Origin of the sequence: Acinetobacter sp. ESBL14 (assembly GCF_036668815.1) — a bacterium.
Classification (GTDB): domain Bacteria; phylum Pseudomonadota; class Gammaproteobacteria; order Pseudomonadales; family Moraxellaceae; genus Acinetobacter; species Acinetobacter gyllenbergii.
Map to the genome: position 1 here is coordinate 1 of NZ_JAZEVS010000011.1, position 15,039 is coordinate 15,039.

The 15,039-nt window shown below is 39.7% G+C and carries 14 protein-coding genes; 8 read left to right on the top strand and 6 right to left on the bottom strand.

From position 1 onward, the window contains the following. Window positions 1–381: 381 nt before the first annotated feature. The 4 genes from V6E90_RS20850 to V6E90_RS20865 form a co-directional block, all read right to left on the bottom strand. Complete coding sequence (locus V6E90_RS20850; RefSeq protein ID WP_023271062.1) at window positions 382–939, bottom strand: peptidylprolyl isomerase; 558 nt, start codon at window positions 937–939, stop codon at window positions 382–384. Window positions 940–1,071: 132 nt separating this feature from the next. Beyond that, window positions 1,072–2,142, bottom strand: coding sequence for an alpha/beta hydrolase (locus V6E90_RS20855; RefSeq protein WP_212750477.1), 1,071 nt, complete (start codon window positions 2,140–2,142; stop codon window positions 1,072–1,074). A 362-nt stretch (window positions 2,143–2,504) separates the two neighbouring features. Then, window positions 2,505–2,744, bottom strand: coding sequence for a hypothetical protein (locus V6E90_RS20860; RefSeq protein ID WP_016543245.1), 240 nt, complete (start codon window positions 2,742–2,744; stop codon window positions 2,505–2,507). A gap of 388 nt (window positions 2,745–3,132) precedes the next feature. Continuing rightward, a complete protein-coding gene (locus V6E90_RS20865) occupies window positions 3,133–3,987 on the bottom strand; it encodes an MBL fold metallo-hydrolase (RefSeq protein ID WP_016543244.1) in 855 nt (284 codons plus the stop codon). Between the two features lie 107 nt (window positions 3,988–4,094). Here V6E90_RS20865 and V6E90_RS20870 point away from each other — a divergent pair, with 107 nt between their 5' ends. From V6E90_RS20870 to dnaK, 3 genes are all read left to right on the top strand, one after another. After that, complete coding sequence (locus V6E90_RS20870; RefSeq protein ID WP_065344223.1) at window positions 4,095–4,988, top strand: LysR family transcriptional regulator; 894 nt, start codon at window positions 4,095–4,097, stop codon at window positions 4,986–4,988. Window positions 4,989–5,148: 160 nt separating this feature from the next. Next, entirely contained in the window at window positions 5,149–5,694 is a 546-nt protein-coding gene (gene grpE, locus V6E90_RS20875) for a nucleotide exchange factor GrpE (RefSeq protein ID WP_016543243.1), read from the top strand. 150 nt (window positions 5,695–5,844) lie between these two features. Then, entirely contained in the window at window positions 5,845–7,788 is a 1,944-nt protein-coding gene (dnaK, locus tag V6E90_RS20880) for a molecular chaperone DnaK (protein ID WP_016543242.1), read from the top strand. A gap of 49 nt (window positions 7,789–7,837) precedes the next feature. Here the strand turns inward: dnaK and V6E90_RS20885 are convergent, their stop codons facing one another. Further along, a complete protein-coding gene (locus tag V6E90_RS20885) occupies window positions 7,838–8,722 on the bottom strand; it encodes an MBL fold metallo-hydrolase (RefSeq protein ID WP_065344224.1) in 885 nt (294 codons plus the stop codon). Between the two features lie 199 nt (window positions 8,723–8,921). On the opposite strand from V6E90_RS20885, the gene V6E90_RS20890 reads away from it, so the two are divergent. The 5 genes from V6E90_RS20890 to V6E90_RS20910 all read left to right on the top strand — a co-directional run bounded on the left by V6E90_RS20890 (window position 8,922) and on the right by V6E90_RS20910 (window position 13,336). Beyond that, window positions 8,922–9,338, top strand: coding sequence for a hypothetical protein (locus V6E90_RS20890; RefSeq protein ID WP_065344225.1), 417 nt, complete (start codon window positions 8,922–8,924; stop codon window positions 9,336–9,338). Further along, entirely contained in the window at window positions 9,335–10,243 is a 909-nt protein-coding gene (locus V6E90_RS20895) for a matrixin family metalloprotease (protein ID WP_065344226.1), read from the top strand. The genes V6E90_RS20890 and V6E90_RS20895 overlap by 4 nt, the downstream gene beginning before the upstream one ends. A gap of 383 nt (window positions 10,244–10,626) precedes the next feature. Then, complete coding sequence (locus tag V6E90_RS20900) at window positions 10,627–11,538, top strand: matrixin family metalloprotease (protein ID WP_213029727.1); 912 nt, start codon at window positions 10,627–10,629, stop codon at window positions 11,536–11,538. A 385-nt stretch (window positions 11,539–11,923) separates the two neighbouring features. Beyond that, window positions 11,924–12,832 (top strand): matrixin family metalloprotease, encoded by a 909-nt coding sequence (locus tag V6E90_RS20905; RefSeq protein ID WP_332606353.1) that lies wholly within the window; start codon window positions 11,924–11,926, stop codon window positions 12,830–12,832. Window positions 12,833–12,952: 120 nt separating this feature from the next. Further along, window positions 12,953–13,336: a hypothetical protein gene (locus tag V6E90_RS20910; protein WP_167539957.1), complete on the top strand. Its 384-nt coding sequence runs from the start codon at window positions 12,953–12,955 to the stop codon at window positions 13,334–13,336. 58 nt (window positions 13,337–13,394) lie between these two features. On the opposite strand, the gene V6E90_RS20915 is transcribed toward V6E90_RS20910, so the two are convergent. Further along, complete coding sequence (locus V6E90_RS20915; protein WP_262758567.1) at window positions 13,395–14,690, bottom strand: lytic murein transglycosylase; 1,296 nt, start codon at window positions 14,688–14,690, stop codon at window positions 13,395–13,397. Window positions 14,691–15,039 lie beyond the last annotated feature (349 nt).

Below are 15,039 nucleotides of genomic sequence, written 5' to 3' on the forward strand. Positions count from 1 at the left end.
ATTTTCTGACTAAAAATTCGCTCAAATAAACTTCGAGAAATTTCTACTCTTCAATCAATGAAATATTTTCGATTGATCAACTAGTAAAAATCCACACAAGTTGTTCTTCTATTCTCTTAATGATCTTTTCACCACTTCGTCAGTGGCAAATCAACGCAATAAACATTCAACAACTTAACCAGTAAAGCTAAGTTATTTTTGCTTCATCGCGTCGGGATGAGTGCATTATAGGAGATTTTTTTTAGTGTGCAAGTCTTTTTAAACCCTTGTTTTATCAAGTGTTCTTTTTTTACACATTAACATGTATAACAAAGCAGCATAATTCTCGTAAGCACATAAAATTAAAGCAGAAATATTTTATAGATATTTCTGCTTTGTTTTTTACTTAGTGTTCTTTATCTGTACGCTGATAATTTTAATCGGTTGTTTTGGTACATTTTGATGCATCCCGTAGTTTGCCGTTGGTACATTTACGATCTTATCGACAATATCCATCCCTTTGGTCACTTTACCAAATACGGCGTACCCTGCATCCATTGCTGACTTATTTAAAAAGTTATTATCCGCCACATTAATAAAGAATTGGCTGCTTGCAGAATTCGGATTACTGGTACGTGCCATTGCCAAAGTACCACGTGTGTTCTTCAAACCATTGCTCGACTCATTCACAATCGGTGCTTTAGTTGTCTTCTCAATCATATTGGCATCTAAACCACCGCCCTGCACCATAAAACCAGGAATCACACGATGAAAGATCGTGCCTGTATAGAAGTTGCTTTTTACATAGCTTTCAAAGTTTTTTGCCGACACAGGTGCTTTATCATCAAAAAGTTCAATTTCGATGTTGCCCATACTGGTTTTCATATCAACCATGGTATTTGCAAATAAATGGCTGCTTGCCAAAATTAAACCTGTTGTCATGAACAACTTTTTCATCATTGCTTTTCTCGGCTTGATCATTGATTTGTTGTGAATGCTCATCTTAGTTTTGCTAATTCTATTTTGCTATTTCTATTTGTTATCTTTAAAACAAAAACCGATGTTTCACGTGAAACATCGGCTCAGACTTTATTAACTATGTTTATCCCAAAATTTTCTAAAGTTTTTGGCAACTTCAATGGTATTGCGTTTAGCCTTACTAGAGACTGGCGTGAGGTTAATAAAGCCATGGGTCTGATCTGGGTAATCAACGTATTGTACTTTCACCCCGTTTTGTCTGAGCTTATGACTATAGATTGCACCCTCATCATGCAGCAGATCATGCCCGGCAGTAATCACATAGGCTGGTGCCAGCTTTCTAAGACTGCCATAGGTTGGTGAGATCAACGGATCATCGAGTGCAACATCGTGCTGTGTCGCATAGTAGTCAGTGACATAGTCTACATCTTTGCTGGTCAACACCAAGCCCTCTCCATAGGCATAGAACGAAGGATGGCGGCTTTTGAAATCAACCACGGGATAAATCAATAATTGTGCTTGAGGTGCATAGGCCTTACCTACAGCATGTTGCGCAACCGTGGTACTGATATTACCCCCTGCACTGTCTCCTGCAACCGCAATCCGGTTTTTATAGATTTTCAGTTGACGGCGATTTTGATACACCCATGCCAAGGCATCTTCACATGATTTGATCAACAGTTGTGGCGATGCTTCTGGTGCAAGTGGATAATCAATACTTAAGACCTGTACTTTTGCATACTTGGCAATGAGTCGACAGGCTTCATCATGGGTATCCAAACCACCCACCACAAAACCACCACCATGATAGAACACAATCATCGGTAATTTTTTATTGGGTGCAGGATGATAATGTCTGGCAAATACCGTACCGCTTTGCAGTGGAAGACGGATATCTTCAACAGATTCTATTGAGGTTGGCTTGTTAATGATTGCCAACATTTGTGCATCAAACTGACGGCGAGATTCAATTGGGTCATCACCAATGAAGCCAATGCGCCCTTGTTTAATTTGGACAGCCATCAGACATTTGATAAAAGAATCTAAATCTGGATATTGGTGTGGATAAGCGAGAAGCTTGGCAAGAGACTCCTGTACGATTTTGGGGAGCTTATCAAGTGCTCGTGCAGCAGGGCCCTGTCCTTTGTCTAGAATGGTTTGAATTTTTTGAGGTAATGCTGTCACTTCTGTCCCCTTCTTCGCTCTGTCCATAATTCTTGTTGTCTTCGACTATATGCTTTTCTAAAGTCTTAGATCAAGTTCAAGATTTGAAAAAATATGTCGTACGCTAAAGGGCTATTATCAAAAAGTCATTAACCATAGTGCTTATTCACAACTACTTTTTATGTCAATTAAATGCTGTTTTAACATGCGATTGTTAAAACAATAAAACTAGAACCAATGAATTCGTTCTAGTTTTATAGCACTAAAAAAGTGTCAGTTTTATGAATTCAGTTAACTTCGCGTGATGTATAGCAGTACATCAATAAGATTGCATGCGGCATCGTGTGTTCAATCTTATGCGAAGCCAACTTCATCCTAAAAAATTATTGAGCAGTCGTACCTGCTGAACCAGAAACTGAACCTGATACATCCGCAGAAGCGCCACCAGGTTGAACATCAACAGATGATCCACCTTGCACACCAACACCACCTTGTACGCCTGCCGGGCTTGCACCTGTTGTTTGAGCTGAGCCAGATGCATCTAAACCACCTTGAGTTGAGCAACCTACAGCTGTTAATGCAACACCTGCTACAACCGCAGAAATCAATGCTAACTTTTTCATTTCGTATTTCCTTTCATTATGACAAAAAGCAAAGTTGTCTTTGCGATGCCTATGATTCACAATTTTTTTCTTAGACGTGATGCGGATTAGTTGCAGTTTGTTATGTAAGCCGCTCTATTTTGCAATTTTTCTTAAATCAACTCTTTTCATATTTCACATATTAAGAAAAACATTCAAAATCTCTAAAGCATTAGAGTTAAAGTAATTTCACGGTTTTTAGTTTTATTTTTTCAGTTAAAAAGAGATTATCTTATTTTTTTATAATTCATAGAAACACCGTACAATCTGCTTAAAAGATTACAATTGGGTAATTTTGATTAAAAATAAATGTAGCAGCCATAAAAAACCGTGACCTCTGATCACGGTTTTTCCATTTATTTAGCTTGGTTTAAGGCCATTGCATCTCGCCTTTTACCACTTTAGCCCCCAACTCTAGGCTGCTTGACTCACCTAAAGTTGGATACTGTTTTTGCATAATTCCAATTAATTCAGCTGAGTTTTTGCTGGCTTTTACCGCTTTTTCATACTGCTTTAAATAGTCAATCGAGAAGTTTACCGCATCAAGACCTTCGGCTGCGCCTACTTTCATATGTGCAGGCACCACCACTTGTGGATTTAAGGCTTTGATACTCTCTAAAGTCTGTACCACTTCTGCACGATCTTTGGCTGTTGGGGTATCCGCAGTCCACAGATGAATCCCCGAAGACACTGGAATACCACCGACAACTGCTTTGGCACTCGGAATCCATAAATAAGTCAGTTCTTTCTTACCTTTAATTTCGATATTTTCATTTTCTAATTTTAAGGTTTTAGCTGTATACGCTTGTGGAACAATAATCTTGCTCGGTGCATTGGCACCCATTTTTGGTCCCCAATACTGTACTTTCAGCGCTTGCGTATCCTGAATATGCTTCACAGTTTCAGGGGTCGCAATCACTTGCACATTCGGGAAGTACTGCTTAAATACGTCCAAACCAAAATAGAAGTCTGGATCGCCATAGCTGACAAAAATGGTTTTTAAGGTTTTACCGCTATCTAAGATATCTGCTGCAATACGCAATGCCTCTGATTTAGAGAATTGTGCATTCACCAATAACACTTCTTTATCGCCTTCAATTAAGGTCGAAGTCACACCAAAGTGTTCAGGTTGAGCCAGAAAGTTTTGGATTTTTAAGTCTTGTGCAAAAGCAGTTGATGTTGCCGCTAAAGTAGATAAAGCAATGATATAAGGTTTGGTATTCATCTTATCGTCTCCAATCTGATAAGGAACACTTTAAATTGCAATTATTGCTGAATAAACACCCTGAATTAAGATAAAATGTTGCATATCTTGCAACAATGATAATAAACATGGACACCTTAAAAGCCATCCAAGTCTTTGTCTGTATCGCGCAGCAAGGCAATCTCAGTAAAGCGGCCGAACATCTGGATTATTCTAAGGCAATGGTGTCACGCTATTTAGAACATCTCGAACAAACTTTTTCGACGCGGTTGTTTCAACGCAATACCCGTAAAGTTTCACTCACCCCTGCGGGTGAAAAAGCCTTGGTCTATTGTGAAAATATTTTACAGCAACAACAACTATTAGAAGGCTTAGCCGCGCCTGAACAGCACAGTGGTACGATTCGTTTCACCTGTGGCTTGTTTCTGTTCCAACTGGGTGTGAATGAATGTATTAAACAGTTTAAGAAACGCTACCCACAGATCCATTTCGATGTCTATTTAACTGAAAATACGGTCGACCTGATGGATGCCCATGTCGATCTGGCACTGCGTATTACCCAAAAAGTTGCTGAAGGGCTGATTGCCCGACCCGTCTGTCAAATCGAATCCATCTTTTGTGCACATCCCCACTATTTACAGGATCACACGCCCCTATCACATCCCAGTCAACTCATTCAACATGAATGCATTGCCCATCACACACATAACCAATACTGGACCCTATTTGATACAGATCAGCAACCGCAGAACTATCCATTAAATGTTACGTTTAAAAGCAATGATGTGATTGCGCTTTATCAAATGTGTCTTAAAGCCCAAGGGATTGCCATGTTGCCAACATTACTGGTGCGTAAGGATATTGCGCAACAGCGTTTGCAACAGGTATTTACAGATTTTGCTGCACCCGATCTGACCTTGTCCTTAGTCTATGCTTCTCGACAACATTTACCGAAAATCACCCAAGAATTTATTGCTTTTGTCATCGAAAACTTAAATTTTTACTTAAATCAGCAAAATTAAAAGATTTAAATCGACCTGAACGCTTGAATTTTGTCGGCTTGCCCATACTTCATCCCTATCTATGAATGACCAAGATGTGGCAGTTCGGGTTTAACCCTATGAGCATTCACGCCAAAAAGGACTGTACATGTTTAAGAACCTTTTTCAACGGAGATCATCAATGGCTAATGAGCACAATGAGCAAGCTCAAGACATTCAAAATGAGCAACAGACTGAACAAACTCAAGCTGAAGGTGTAGAGCAGGCAAACGAGCTTAGCGTTGAAGATTTACAAGCGCAAATCACCAAACTTGAAGAAAGCTTGAAATTAGAAAAAGCACGTACTGCCAATGCTGTTTATGAAGCGCAGAAGAGTGTCGAGCGTATTCAACGCGAATCTGAAAAGCACAAAGAGACCGTGCTAGAAAAATTTGCAAAAGAATTACTAGATTCTGTCGATAACCTTGAACGCGCAATTCAAGCGGCTGGCGAAGAAGAAACGCCTGTGCTTGAAGGTGTCAAGCTAACCCTGAAATCATTACTGACCACACTGGAAAAATTTGGCGTGCTTGAAGCGGATACCCAAAATGGCTTCAATGCTGATCTACACCAAGCAGTTGGGATCGATCCAAATGCCAAAGCCAACCAAATTGGCACTGTTTTACAGAAGGGTTATACCTTAAATGGTCGCCTACTCCGCCCAGCGATGGTGATGGTCGGTCAATAATCCAAGCAGCAAAGCGTTTATTTGCTCAAAAGTGCAGAAATTTGAGAGTTTTTTGATTTTTTTTCATAAAAATGCTTGAAAAATACCAATTGACTCTCATATCGAATAACAAGCAAAACATTGCAACAAAATTTTAGAGGAACACAATCAATGGCAAAAATTATTGGTATTGACTTAGGTACTACCAACTCATGTGTTGCTGTACTTGAAGGCGATAAAGTAAAAGTAATCGAAAACGCAGAAGGCGCACGTACAACTCCATCGATCATCGCATATAAAGATGGCGAGATCCTTGTGGGCCAAAGTGCGAAACGCCAAGCGGTAACCAACCCAAAAAACACATTATTCGCAATCAAGCGTTTAATTGGCCGTCGTTATGAAGATCAAGCGGTACAAAAAGATATCGGTCTTGTCCCTTATAAAATCATCAAAGCGGACAATGGCGATGCTTGGGTTGAAGTTAACGACAAGAAATTAGCACCTCAACAGATCTCTGCTGAAATCTTGAAAAAGATGAAGAAAACTGCAGAAGACTACTTAGGTGAAACCGTTACTGAAGCAGTCATCACTGTTCCTGCTTACTTTAACGATGCGCAACGTCAAGCAACTAAAGATGCAGGTAAAATTGCAGGTCTTGATGTTAAACGTATCATTAACGAACCAACTGCTGCGGCACTTGCGTTCGGTATGGACAAAAAAGAAGGCGATCGTAAAATCGCGGTTTACGACTTAGGTGGTGGTACATTCGACGTATCAATCATTGAAATCGCTGACCTTGATGGCGACCAACAAATCGAAGTGTTATCAACCAATGGTGATACTTTCCTTGGTGGTGAAGACTTTGATAACGCATTAATTGAATTCTTGGTTGAAGAGTTCAAGAAAGAACAAAGTGTGAACTTGAAAAATGATCCACTTGCGTTACAACGTTTGAAAGAAGCTGCTGAAAAAGCAAAAATCGAGCTTTCTTCATCGAATGCGACTGAAATCAACCTTCCATACATCACCGCTGATGCGACTGGTCCTAAACACTTAGTGATCAACGTAACACGTGCAAAACTTGAAGGTTTGGTTGCTGACTTGGTTGCTCGTACCATCGAGCCTTGCCGTATTGCGCTTAAAGATGCGGGTCTTTCAACGTCTGACATTTCTGACGTAATTTTGGTTGGTGGTCAGTCTCGTATGCCGCTTGTACAACAAAAAGTACAAGAATTCTTCGGTAAAGAGCCACGTAAAGACGTGAACCCTGACGAAGCCGTTGCAATCGGTGCCGCGATTCAAGGTGCGGTATTGTCTGGTGACAAAACTGACGTACTTTTATTAGACGTAACACCATTAACTTTAGGTATCGAAACAATGGGCGGCGTATTGACTCCGATCATTGAGAAAAACACCACGATTCCTGCGAAGAAATCACAAGTGTTCTCTACTGCTGCTGACAACCAGCCTGCTGTAGACATTTCGGTTTACCAAGGTGAACGTAAAATGGCCCAACAAAACAAATTGTTGGGTAACTTCCAATTGGGCGATATCCCACCTGCTCCACGTGGTGTACCGCAAATTGAAGTATCATTCGACATCAACGCAGATGGTATCTTGAAAGTATCTGCAAAAGATAAGAGCACTGGTAAAGAGCAATCAATCCAGATCAAAGCAAACTCAGGTTTGTCTGATGCTGAAATCGATGCAATGATCAAAGATGCTGAAGCGAATGCTGAAGAAGACCGTAAGTTTGAAGAGTTAGCGAAAGCACGTAACGAAGCAGATGCGCTGGTTTCTAGCTCAACAAAAGCAGTAAAAGATCTTGGTGACAAAGTCACTGAAGATGAAAAAACTGCCATCACAACTGCGGTTTCTGAGCTTGAAGCAGCAACCAAAGAAAATGATGTTGAAGACATCAAAGCGAAAACTGAAGCTTTACAAAACATCTTGATGCCAATCACTCAACGTGCTTATGAACAAGCACAAGGTGCTGGCGGCGCAGAAGGTTTTGATCCAAATGCATTCCAAGGTGATGCTGCTGGTCAACAACAAAAAGCGGACGATGGCGTTGTAGATGCTGAGTTCACTGAAGTAAAAGATGACAAAAAATAATTTGTCTCTTTAGAAAAGACCGCGCGAAAGCGCGGTTTTTTTTTATATTTTAAGATGAATCATTTTGTTCAAAATAAAGTTCGCCCAAAATTGGCATAAACAAAGGTATCACGCCACACGCTTTAATTTCATCCAGAAACTCAGCAATATTCACTCCAGGTAATAACTGCGCTGGTGCATCAATGGGTGTCACCATGCTGTCCCAATGACATGGAATAATATATTTCGGCTTGAGTAGTCGGACTACATCTTTGACATAGTTTGGTCGATATTTACGTCCGATTGCACATAAACAGACAATATCAGCGTGTTTGCCCTGTAACTCTTGCTCAATAAAGTCAGCAGAGTCGATGTGAACAACACGCAGTTGACCTGTGTCAATCCACCAGTTCAAAACCAAACCATGCCGTAACTGATGAAATTTTGGTGGATACGGTGGTGGTTCGATCATATCTCCAGGCAATGGAACACGACCAAACAAGGCTTTGCCATGGATTGAAGGTAAGCCAATCACCTGCCAAGAACCACAGTGAATCACATCCCTTCCCTGCGTTGCATGCATCTGTTGCTCAGGCAAACCTGCGGAACGCCCATACATCACACTGGCTTGTGAGCCAATCAAGCGAGCGCCTGTTTGTTTGCACACTTCTGCGGCATCCAGAATATGGTCATAATGCGCATGTCCAATCAGTACCTCATCCGCATCAGGAATATAGTGCTTGACCAATGCTGGATCACTAGATAAAGGTTGAGTAAAGGTCTGCCAAAGATTTGGACGGCTAATAAAAGGATCAAGTACTAAGCTTCGATTAGAATCAGACAAGATAAACCCTGCGGTCCCCAGATATTTAATTTTTAGATTTTCTGCCTTTGCTGGTGCGGGTGAAACGGCCGCCCATGCAGCCTCAGGCGATTTGAGTAAATATTTCAGCATGCATATTCCTTCGCACTATTTTTTTATTGTCCATCAGAATAAATTGTCTCATCGACCAGATGGCCAGTGTATGAATTAGTCCCATCGGAAATACTAAACCTGAACCAAATCGATTTGAATACCACAATATTGGCTTAATACACATGAAATTATTTTCGGTATAATCCAAATATTAAAAATAATGATACCTAGATTAAAGATGAAAATAGATCCTGTCATTAGCAGAACCCAATTTAGATTCATGCTTATTTTTTCGCTGCTGTGTATTTTTACAGGCGCAATATTCGATGCATATGATGAAACGTCGATTGCAATTAACCAACTATTATTCACAGACCCTCAGAACTGGGAACTCATTCTTTCAGGTCTTTTAGCTATTGGTCTCTTTGTTATCGTGGTCGGTTTACTTCTATTTAAAGAGTGGGCAAGAAAGCTATACGTTTATAGCTTCTTCCTGGGTCTACTCATTTATCTGTTACCAAGTTATTCTTGGACATTCATCTCTGGTTTTGGTGCTATTTTTTATGAGCTAGGCAATATTCTCTCTACACTGATCTGGGGAATTTTAGTACTACCTAGCCTCTACCAACCTCTATTTTCCAAAAATAACGAATGAAGCTCTTTCTCATTATTGCATTGCTACTCTTTATCTTCTGGTCGGGTTATCAAACCCGTCAACACCCTCAACTTAAATTTAACTCGCTAACAGATCGCATCACTAATCCACTAGATACACGTCTACGTTATCGTATTGCTGAAGTCGATCCTCGCTTTAAACTCAGTATTGAACAAGTCAAAGATATTAGCCAACAAGCGACTCAAATCTGGAAAGATGGTACAGGAGAAGATTATTTTATCTATGACCCCAATGCTCAACTCGCCATTCACCTGATTTATGATGAACGTCAAATCGAAAGTGAGCAACGCCGAGAACATTTAAGCCAACTCGCGTCGAATCAACAACATTGGCAAGAGAAAAAACAACAACTGGATCAGATCGAACAGGAAATTATACGGAGCAAGCAATTTCTGGATTTAAAACAACAACAGCTGAATCAGCAAATCCAGCACTATAATCAAGAACAACAAAATGCACGACAGCATCCAAGCGCATTTGCCAATTCGGACTATTTTCAGCAACGGCAGCGGGATCTAGAGCAAAATGTGCAAACCTTGCAGCAGGAAATTAATCAATATAATCAGAAAATTGCTCAACTCAATCAGCAAGTCGATGAACTCAATGCTCTAGACCAACAACTCAATGCCTCGGTGAACCAATATAAACAGCGCTTTAAACCACATTTATTTCATAAAGGTTTATTTAATGGTAAACAGATCTTTATTTATGAATTCGAATCTGAGGATGATCTACGTTTAACACTCGCCCACGAGTTCGGCCATGCATTGGGCTTAGCCCACGCCGAGGATGCTCAAGCCCTGATGTACCCAATCATGAAAGAACAAAATGCTGCTCATTTTCGCCTGACCCCAGCCGATCGTGCGCTATTCCTGACACGATAGGCTTTGTCTCCGCCAAGGTTGAATATCTCCTCAGGCACCCCCAAAATTTCATGGACTATAAATGTCACAAACAAACAATTATTCACTGAAAAGTCAAAAACTTGCCGCTTTCAGAAAAATTTTACAAAAGTTAACAATAGGTCTCTTCGTTGCGTTTATTCCTGAAAATTTTTACATCTGTTAATTTAATTCATTGATATTTTTTGAGTTATGCTTAAAAAAACAACAAAAACATCATTTTTTGATTGTGTACATCATTCGATTCATTTTTTTATTTATTAGAAAAAAATCACACTTTTTCATTTTATTTATTAACTACATAGCATTTTGACGCTCACAAAATAATGATCAAAAATAAGTTTTTATTTTGGGGAGATTTCACAATGCGAGTCTATTCTCTAGCATTTTTGATCGCTTGTTTAAGCATGGGCATATCTCAATTCAGCAATGCACAAAGCAATACCCATTCACAGGATACACACCAACACGCAAGCCCCAAAAAAATCGTGCATTATCGTATTGCAGAGATTGATCCACGCTTTAATTTAAATCAGCAACAAGTGCTTGAATTGACCCAACAAGCCGCCAAACTGTGGGAACAAGAAACAGGACAACAAAATTTCATTTATGACCCACAAGCCGAATTTAGCATTCATTTAGTCTTTGATGAGCGTCAACAACGCAGTACTGAGCGATTACAAGGCTTAGATCAACTGAAGCAACAGCAAAAGCAATGGGAAATCTTGAATCAACAATTGAAACAAGCAAAGGATGAAATCCAAAAAACGACCGCTTTAATTGCCACGAAACAGGCACAGCTCGCTGCTCAGTTCCAGCACTATAATGCAGAAGTACAGCGTTTCAATCAAAGTCGTTCCAGTTCAAAAGACTTGGCACAACAATTTTCACAAAGACAGCAAGCATTACAACAACAGTCTTTAGCACTACAACAGGAAGTTCAAGAACACAATCAACGTACGCAACAACTCAATCAACAGATCCAGAATTTAAATCAGAACAATCAACAACTGGTTGCATCCGCAAGTCAATTTAATCAAGTGTTTCAGCCCCACTTATTCCATAAAGGCCATTTCAACGGTAAACAGATTCTGATCTATGAATTTTCATCAATGAACGACCTCCGTTTCACACTGGCACACGAGTTTGGACATGCGCTTGGCTTAGAACATACCAATGATCCAAGCTCACTAATGTACCCTGTGATCCAAAAACAAAATCTACAGCAATTTGCACTCACCGATTCGGATAAAGACCTCGTAAAAGCCATTTATTAAATTGATTTCAGGAAAAACAGTTACAAGAATTAACATTAACTAGACTTTGAGTATAGTTTTTGTACAAATAGATAAATATTTTATGTGAAATAGAATGTATTTTTTGAAGCAGAAAAAAATATGTTTTCTAAATGTTTCGAGAAATTTTTATCAATCAAGCCGACTTAAAATAAAAAATAAACAGTTGTTCTGATGTTATTTTTAGATCATTTAATAAACAAATCTTGTTTTTTTATCACGATTTTTTAGCTATATGTCTACAAATGTATTTTTATTCATTTTACGGAAATATCGTTAAAACTCATAAGGCGCATCCTTTTACATCAATTTGACTACTGTCTTTTTTCGCTTAAAATGTGACCTCTTTCATGTTTTATCTCCTATTATGCGTCTTTTATCTCTACTTTTGGCTACATGTTTTAGCGTGCTAGCCCCAGTCACGGCTTTTGCTCAAATTTCCTCAACGGCCTCGGCACAGCCACAAATTCGCTACAGCACAGAGCAACCTTTACGCTACCGTATCGCAGAACTTGATCCACGCTTAAATATTGATCAAGCACAAATGGTTGCCTTAAGTAAACAAGCAGCAGCAATTTGGGAAAAAAACACGGGGCAAAAATATTTTGTGTATGACCCTGAGGCTGAATTTGCAATCAATCTGGTGTTTGATCAACGTCAAATTCGTAGCATGAAACGTGCTGAAAGTTTAGGTCAACTTGAGCAGGAACAACAGAATTGGGTGAGTCGAAATGAGCAGCTACAAAAAGTTAATGCTGACTTAGCTGAAAGCAGTGCCCAACTTGAGCGTCAAAAGCAAGTTTATGAAAACCAAGCTCAGCAATATCAACAAGGTTTAGCGCAATATAAGGCTGACAGCAGCAATAAAGCACTGTTCATTGCCTTACAAAAACAGCAGCAGCAATTGCAGCAACAAGCTCAGAAGCTACAAGCCAAGATTACTGAATACAATCATAAAGTTCAGCAAAATCAGCAACAGGCTGAAAAATCAAAGCAGATTCATCAGCAATTAAGTGCTTCTGTGAATGAATTTAATGAAACCTTTAAGCCTGAAGTACTGCACAAAGGTCAATTTGATGGAAAACAGATTTTTATTTATGAGTTTTCTTCAATCGATGATCTACGTTTAACTTTAGCACATGAGTTTGGTCATGCTTTGGGGCTCAAGCACACCCGTGACCCTAAATCTTTAATGTATCCACGTATTAAAGATCAAGATGCCAAAGATTTTCAGTTAACAGATACGGATCTCAAGTTACTCGGTTTTTCAAATTAAAAGCAGATCAATCTCACAGAATAGGTCGATATAAGATGATCTGCTAAGCAATAACAAGAATGGGTCGATTGTTTTGATTTATTCATGTTATTGTGGTGTTAAAACATCATCTTAGCCTTAATGGAGATCAGCATGAGTTATTATCATATCTTAATTGAAGTGAACGACCACATCAGTACGATTGAACAAACTCGTGATGTCGAACTTTTGGATATTCAAGATATTAGCCCATATCTGCACTCTATTTTAATTCCTTATTTCAATGAGCAGGAAATTGAGCTTGAAGATGAAAATGTAGCATATGACGAGATACTGCATTTAGAAGTTAAACAGACGTTATTACCGATTGAACACTTGATTGAAGAAGAACAAAAACAATTACCCAGTGATACTGATGTCACCATCACCGCTTTTGAGATCTTCAATGATCGTGATTTAAGCCAAGATGTGACTGCGGTGATTTTTGATATTTTAGAGGCCGTGAAATTAGACGCAGCACCATAAAACTGAAAGATAAAAAAGGTCTGCATTAAGCAGACCTTTTTGTTTTATCGAAGCCACTTTATTGCATCATTTGCTTGGCCTGTTCCTGACGGAAGGCACGTAAGATCTGCTGTCCAGCACGCCCCGTCTGGTTTAAACCGAGACGGCTCTGCTCTTGGCGAATGGCTTGACGACTTTTATCACCAATCAAACCATCAACAGCACCAATATCATAGCCACGCTGAACTAAGAACTGTTGAATTTCACGACGTTCAGCACGTGATGTACCTGCATCATCAGTTGGCCACGTGGTTAAAAATGGCGTACCACCACGTAAACGATCAGATAAATGCGCAATGGCTAAACCATAGCTCTCGGCTGCGTTATAGCTATAAATCGCATCAAAGTTTTTAAACACCAAGAACACTGGACCATTAGCCCCTGCTGGTGACATGAGTCCTGCCGGTGTGCTACCCGATAAATTGCCTTGAATCAATGCTGTCCCATCGGCACGGGTGACGCCTTGTGCAATCCAGCTATTCAATGGCTTTTTATTACGACGGCTTTCACCAGAGATGGACATACCTTGTGGAATTTTGACCTCAAAGCCCCATGGCATACCGGTTTGCCAGCCTGCTCGCTTTAAGAAATTTGCAGTCGAAGCCAAGGCATCGGTGGTGCTTGAAACCAAATCACGGCGGCCATCGCCATCAAAATCAACCGCTAAACGTTCATAGGTCGATGGCATAAATTGAGTATGACCAAAAGCCCCTGCCCATGAACCATACAATTGATCTTGAGTTAAATCACCACGTTGCAAAATCCGCATGGTGGCAAAAAACTCACCACGGAAATAACTTTGACGGCGACCTTCACAACTTAACGTACCGAGTGCTTGTAATAAAGGATATTTACCCGAAATATCACCATAATTACTTTCTACCCCCCAAACGGCAACTACTGTTTCTGCAGGTACACCATAGGCCTGTTCAACGCGGTTTAAGACTGCACGGTGTTGGGTGAGTTTTTGCTGCCCAGCCTGTACGCGTTCGTTATCCACAAGGCCCGACAAATAATCCCAAATTGGTGTCGAAAATTCAGGTTGATAATTCAGACGATCAATCACCGAATAATCTGGGCTTAAATTTTGGGTATAACGATCATAGCTTGCGCCCGATACACCGGATGCAATCGCCTGTGAACGTAAATTGGCAATACAGCCCTGAAAGTTGGTATTTGGCGTATAATTACTACTAACAGCAGCAGCTGTGGTCGGTGTCGAAACCGTTGCACCGTTAATCACAAGCTCAGCATGCGCCTGATTAAAAAAAGTAAATAAGGCAGTGCCTAGAAAAAAAGAAAAATGACGTTTCATGACTGAACCAAAACTTTTGAATTTAAATTTCCTTTCCACCTTAACATGCTCGATCAAGATGTATAGTTTGGAAACGTAACTTTAAATTCATTTTTGGGTTTTAAATTTAAAATACGCTTTTTAAATTCATAATTTCACCTTTGTTTTAAATTTAAAAGTTATCAACACCCCTCATTTAAATTCAAAAAACATAACCACCAAACCAACCCTTTTAAATTTAAAAAAGTTATCCACTTTTAAATTCATTTCACCCCTAAAAGCCAATCAAACACAGAATAAAACATCGAACCAACACAAATCCAAGCACTTAAATCATGAAAACAATAGATATCCACACGCCATTGATTTA

Bases quoted from the DNA above. Each gene is read 5' to 3' on its own strand.
- V6E90_RS20850 (WP_023271062.1), bottom strand. From the start codon at position 939: ATGATGAAAAAGTTGTTCATGACAACAGGTTTAATTTTGGCAAGCAGC.
- V6E90_RS20860 (WP_016543245.1), bottom strand. From the start codon at position 2,744: ATGAAAAAGTTAGCATTGATTTCTGCGGTTGTAGCAGGTGTTGCATTA.
- V6E90_RS20865 (WP_016543244.1), bottom strand. From the start codon at position 3,987: ATGAATACCAAACCTTATATCATTGCTTTATCTACTTTAGCGGCAACA.
- V6E90_RS20870 (WP_065344223.1), top strand. From the start codon at position 4,095: ATGGACACCTTAAAAGCCATCCAAGTCTTTGTCTGTATCGCGCAGCAA.
- grpE (WP_016543243.1), top strand. From the start codon at position 5,149: ATGGCTAATGAGCACAATGAGCAAGCTCAAGACATTCAAAATGAGCAA.
- dnaK (WP_016543242.1), top strand. From the start codon at position 5,845: ATGGCAAAAATTATTGGTATTGACTTAGGTACTACCAACTCATGTGTT.
- V6E90_RS20885 (WP_065344224.1), bottom strand. From the start codon at position 8,722: ATGCTGAAATATTTACTCAAATCGCCTGAGGCTGCATGGGCGGCCGTT.
- V6E90_RS20890 (WP_065344225.1), top strand. From the start codon at position 8,922: ATGAAAATAGATCCTGTCATTAGCAGAACCCAATTTAGATTCATGCTT.
- V6E90_RS20895 (WP_065344226.1), top strand. From the start codon at position 9,335: ATGAAGCTCTTTCTCATTATTGCATTGCTACTCTTTATCTTCTGGTCG.
- V6E90_RS20900 (WP_213029727.1), top strand. From the start codon at position 10,627: ATGCGAGTCTATTCTCTAGCATTTTTGATCGCTTGTTTAAGCATGGGC.
- V6E90_RS20905 (WP_332606353.1), top strand. From the start codon at position 11,924: ATGCGTCTTTTATCTCTACTTTTGGCTACATGTTTTAGCGTGCTAGCC.
- V6E90_RS20910 (WP_167539957.1), top strand. From the start codon at position 12,953: ATGGAGATCAGCATGAGTTATTATCATATCTTAATTGAAGTGAACGAC.
- V6E90_RS20915 (WP_262758567.1), bottom strand. From the start codon at position 14,690: ATGAAACGTCATTTTTCTTTTTTTCTAGGCACTGCCTTATTTACTTTT.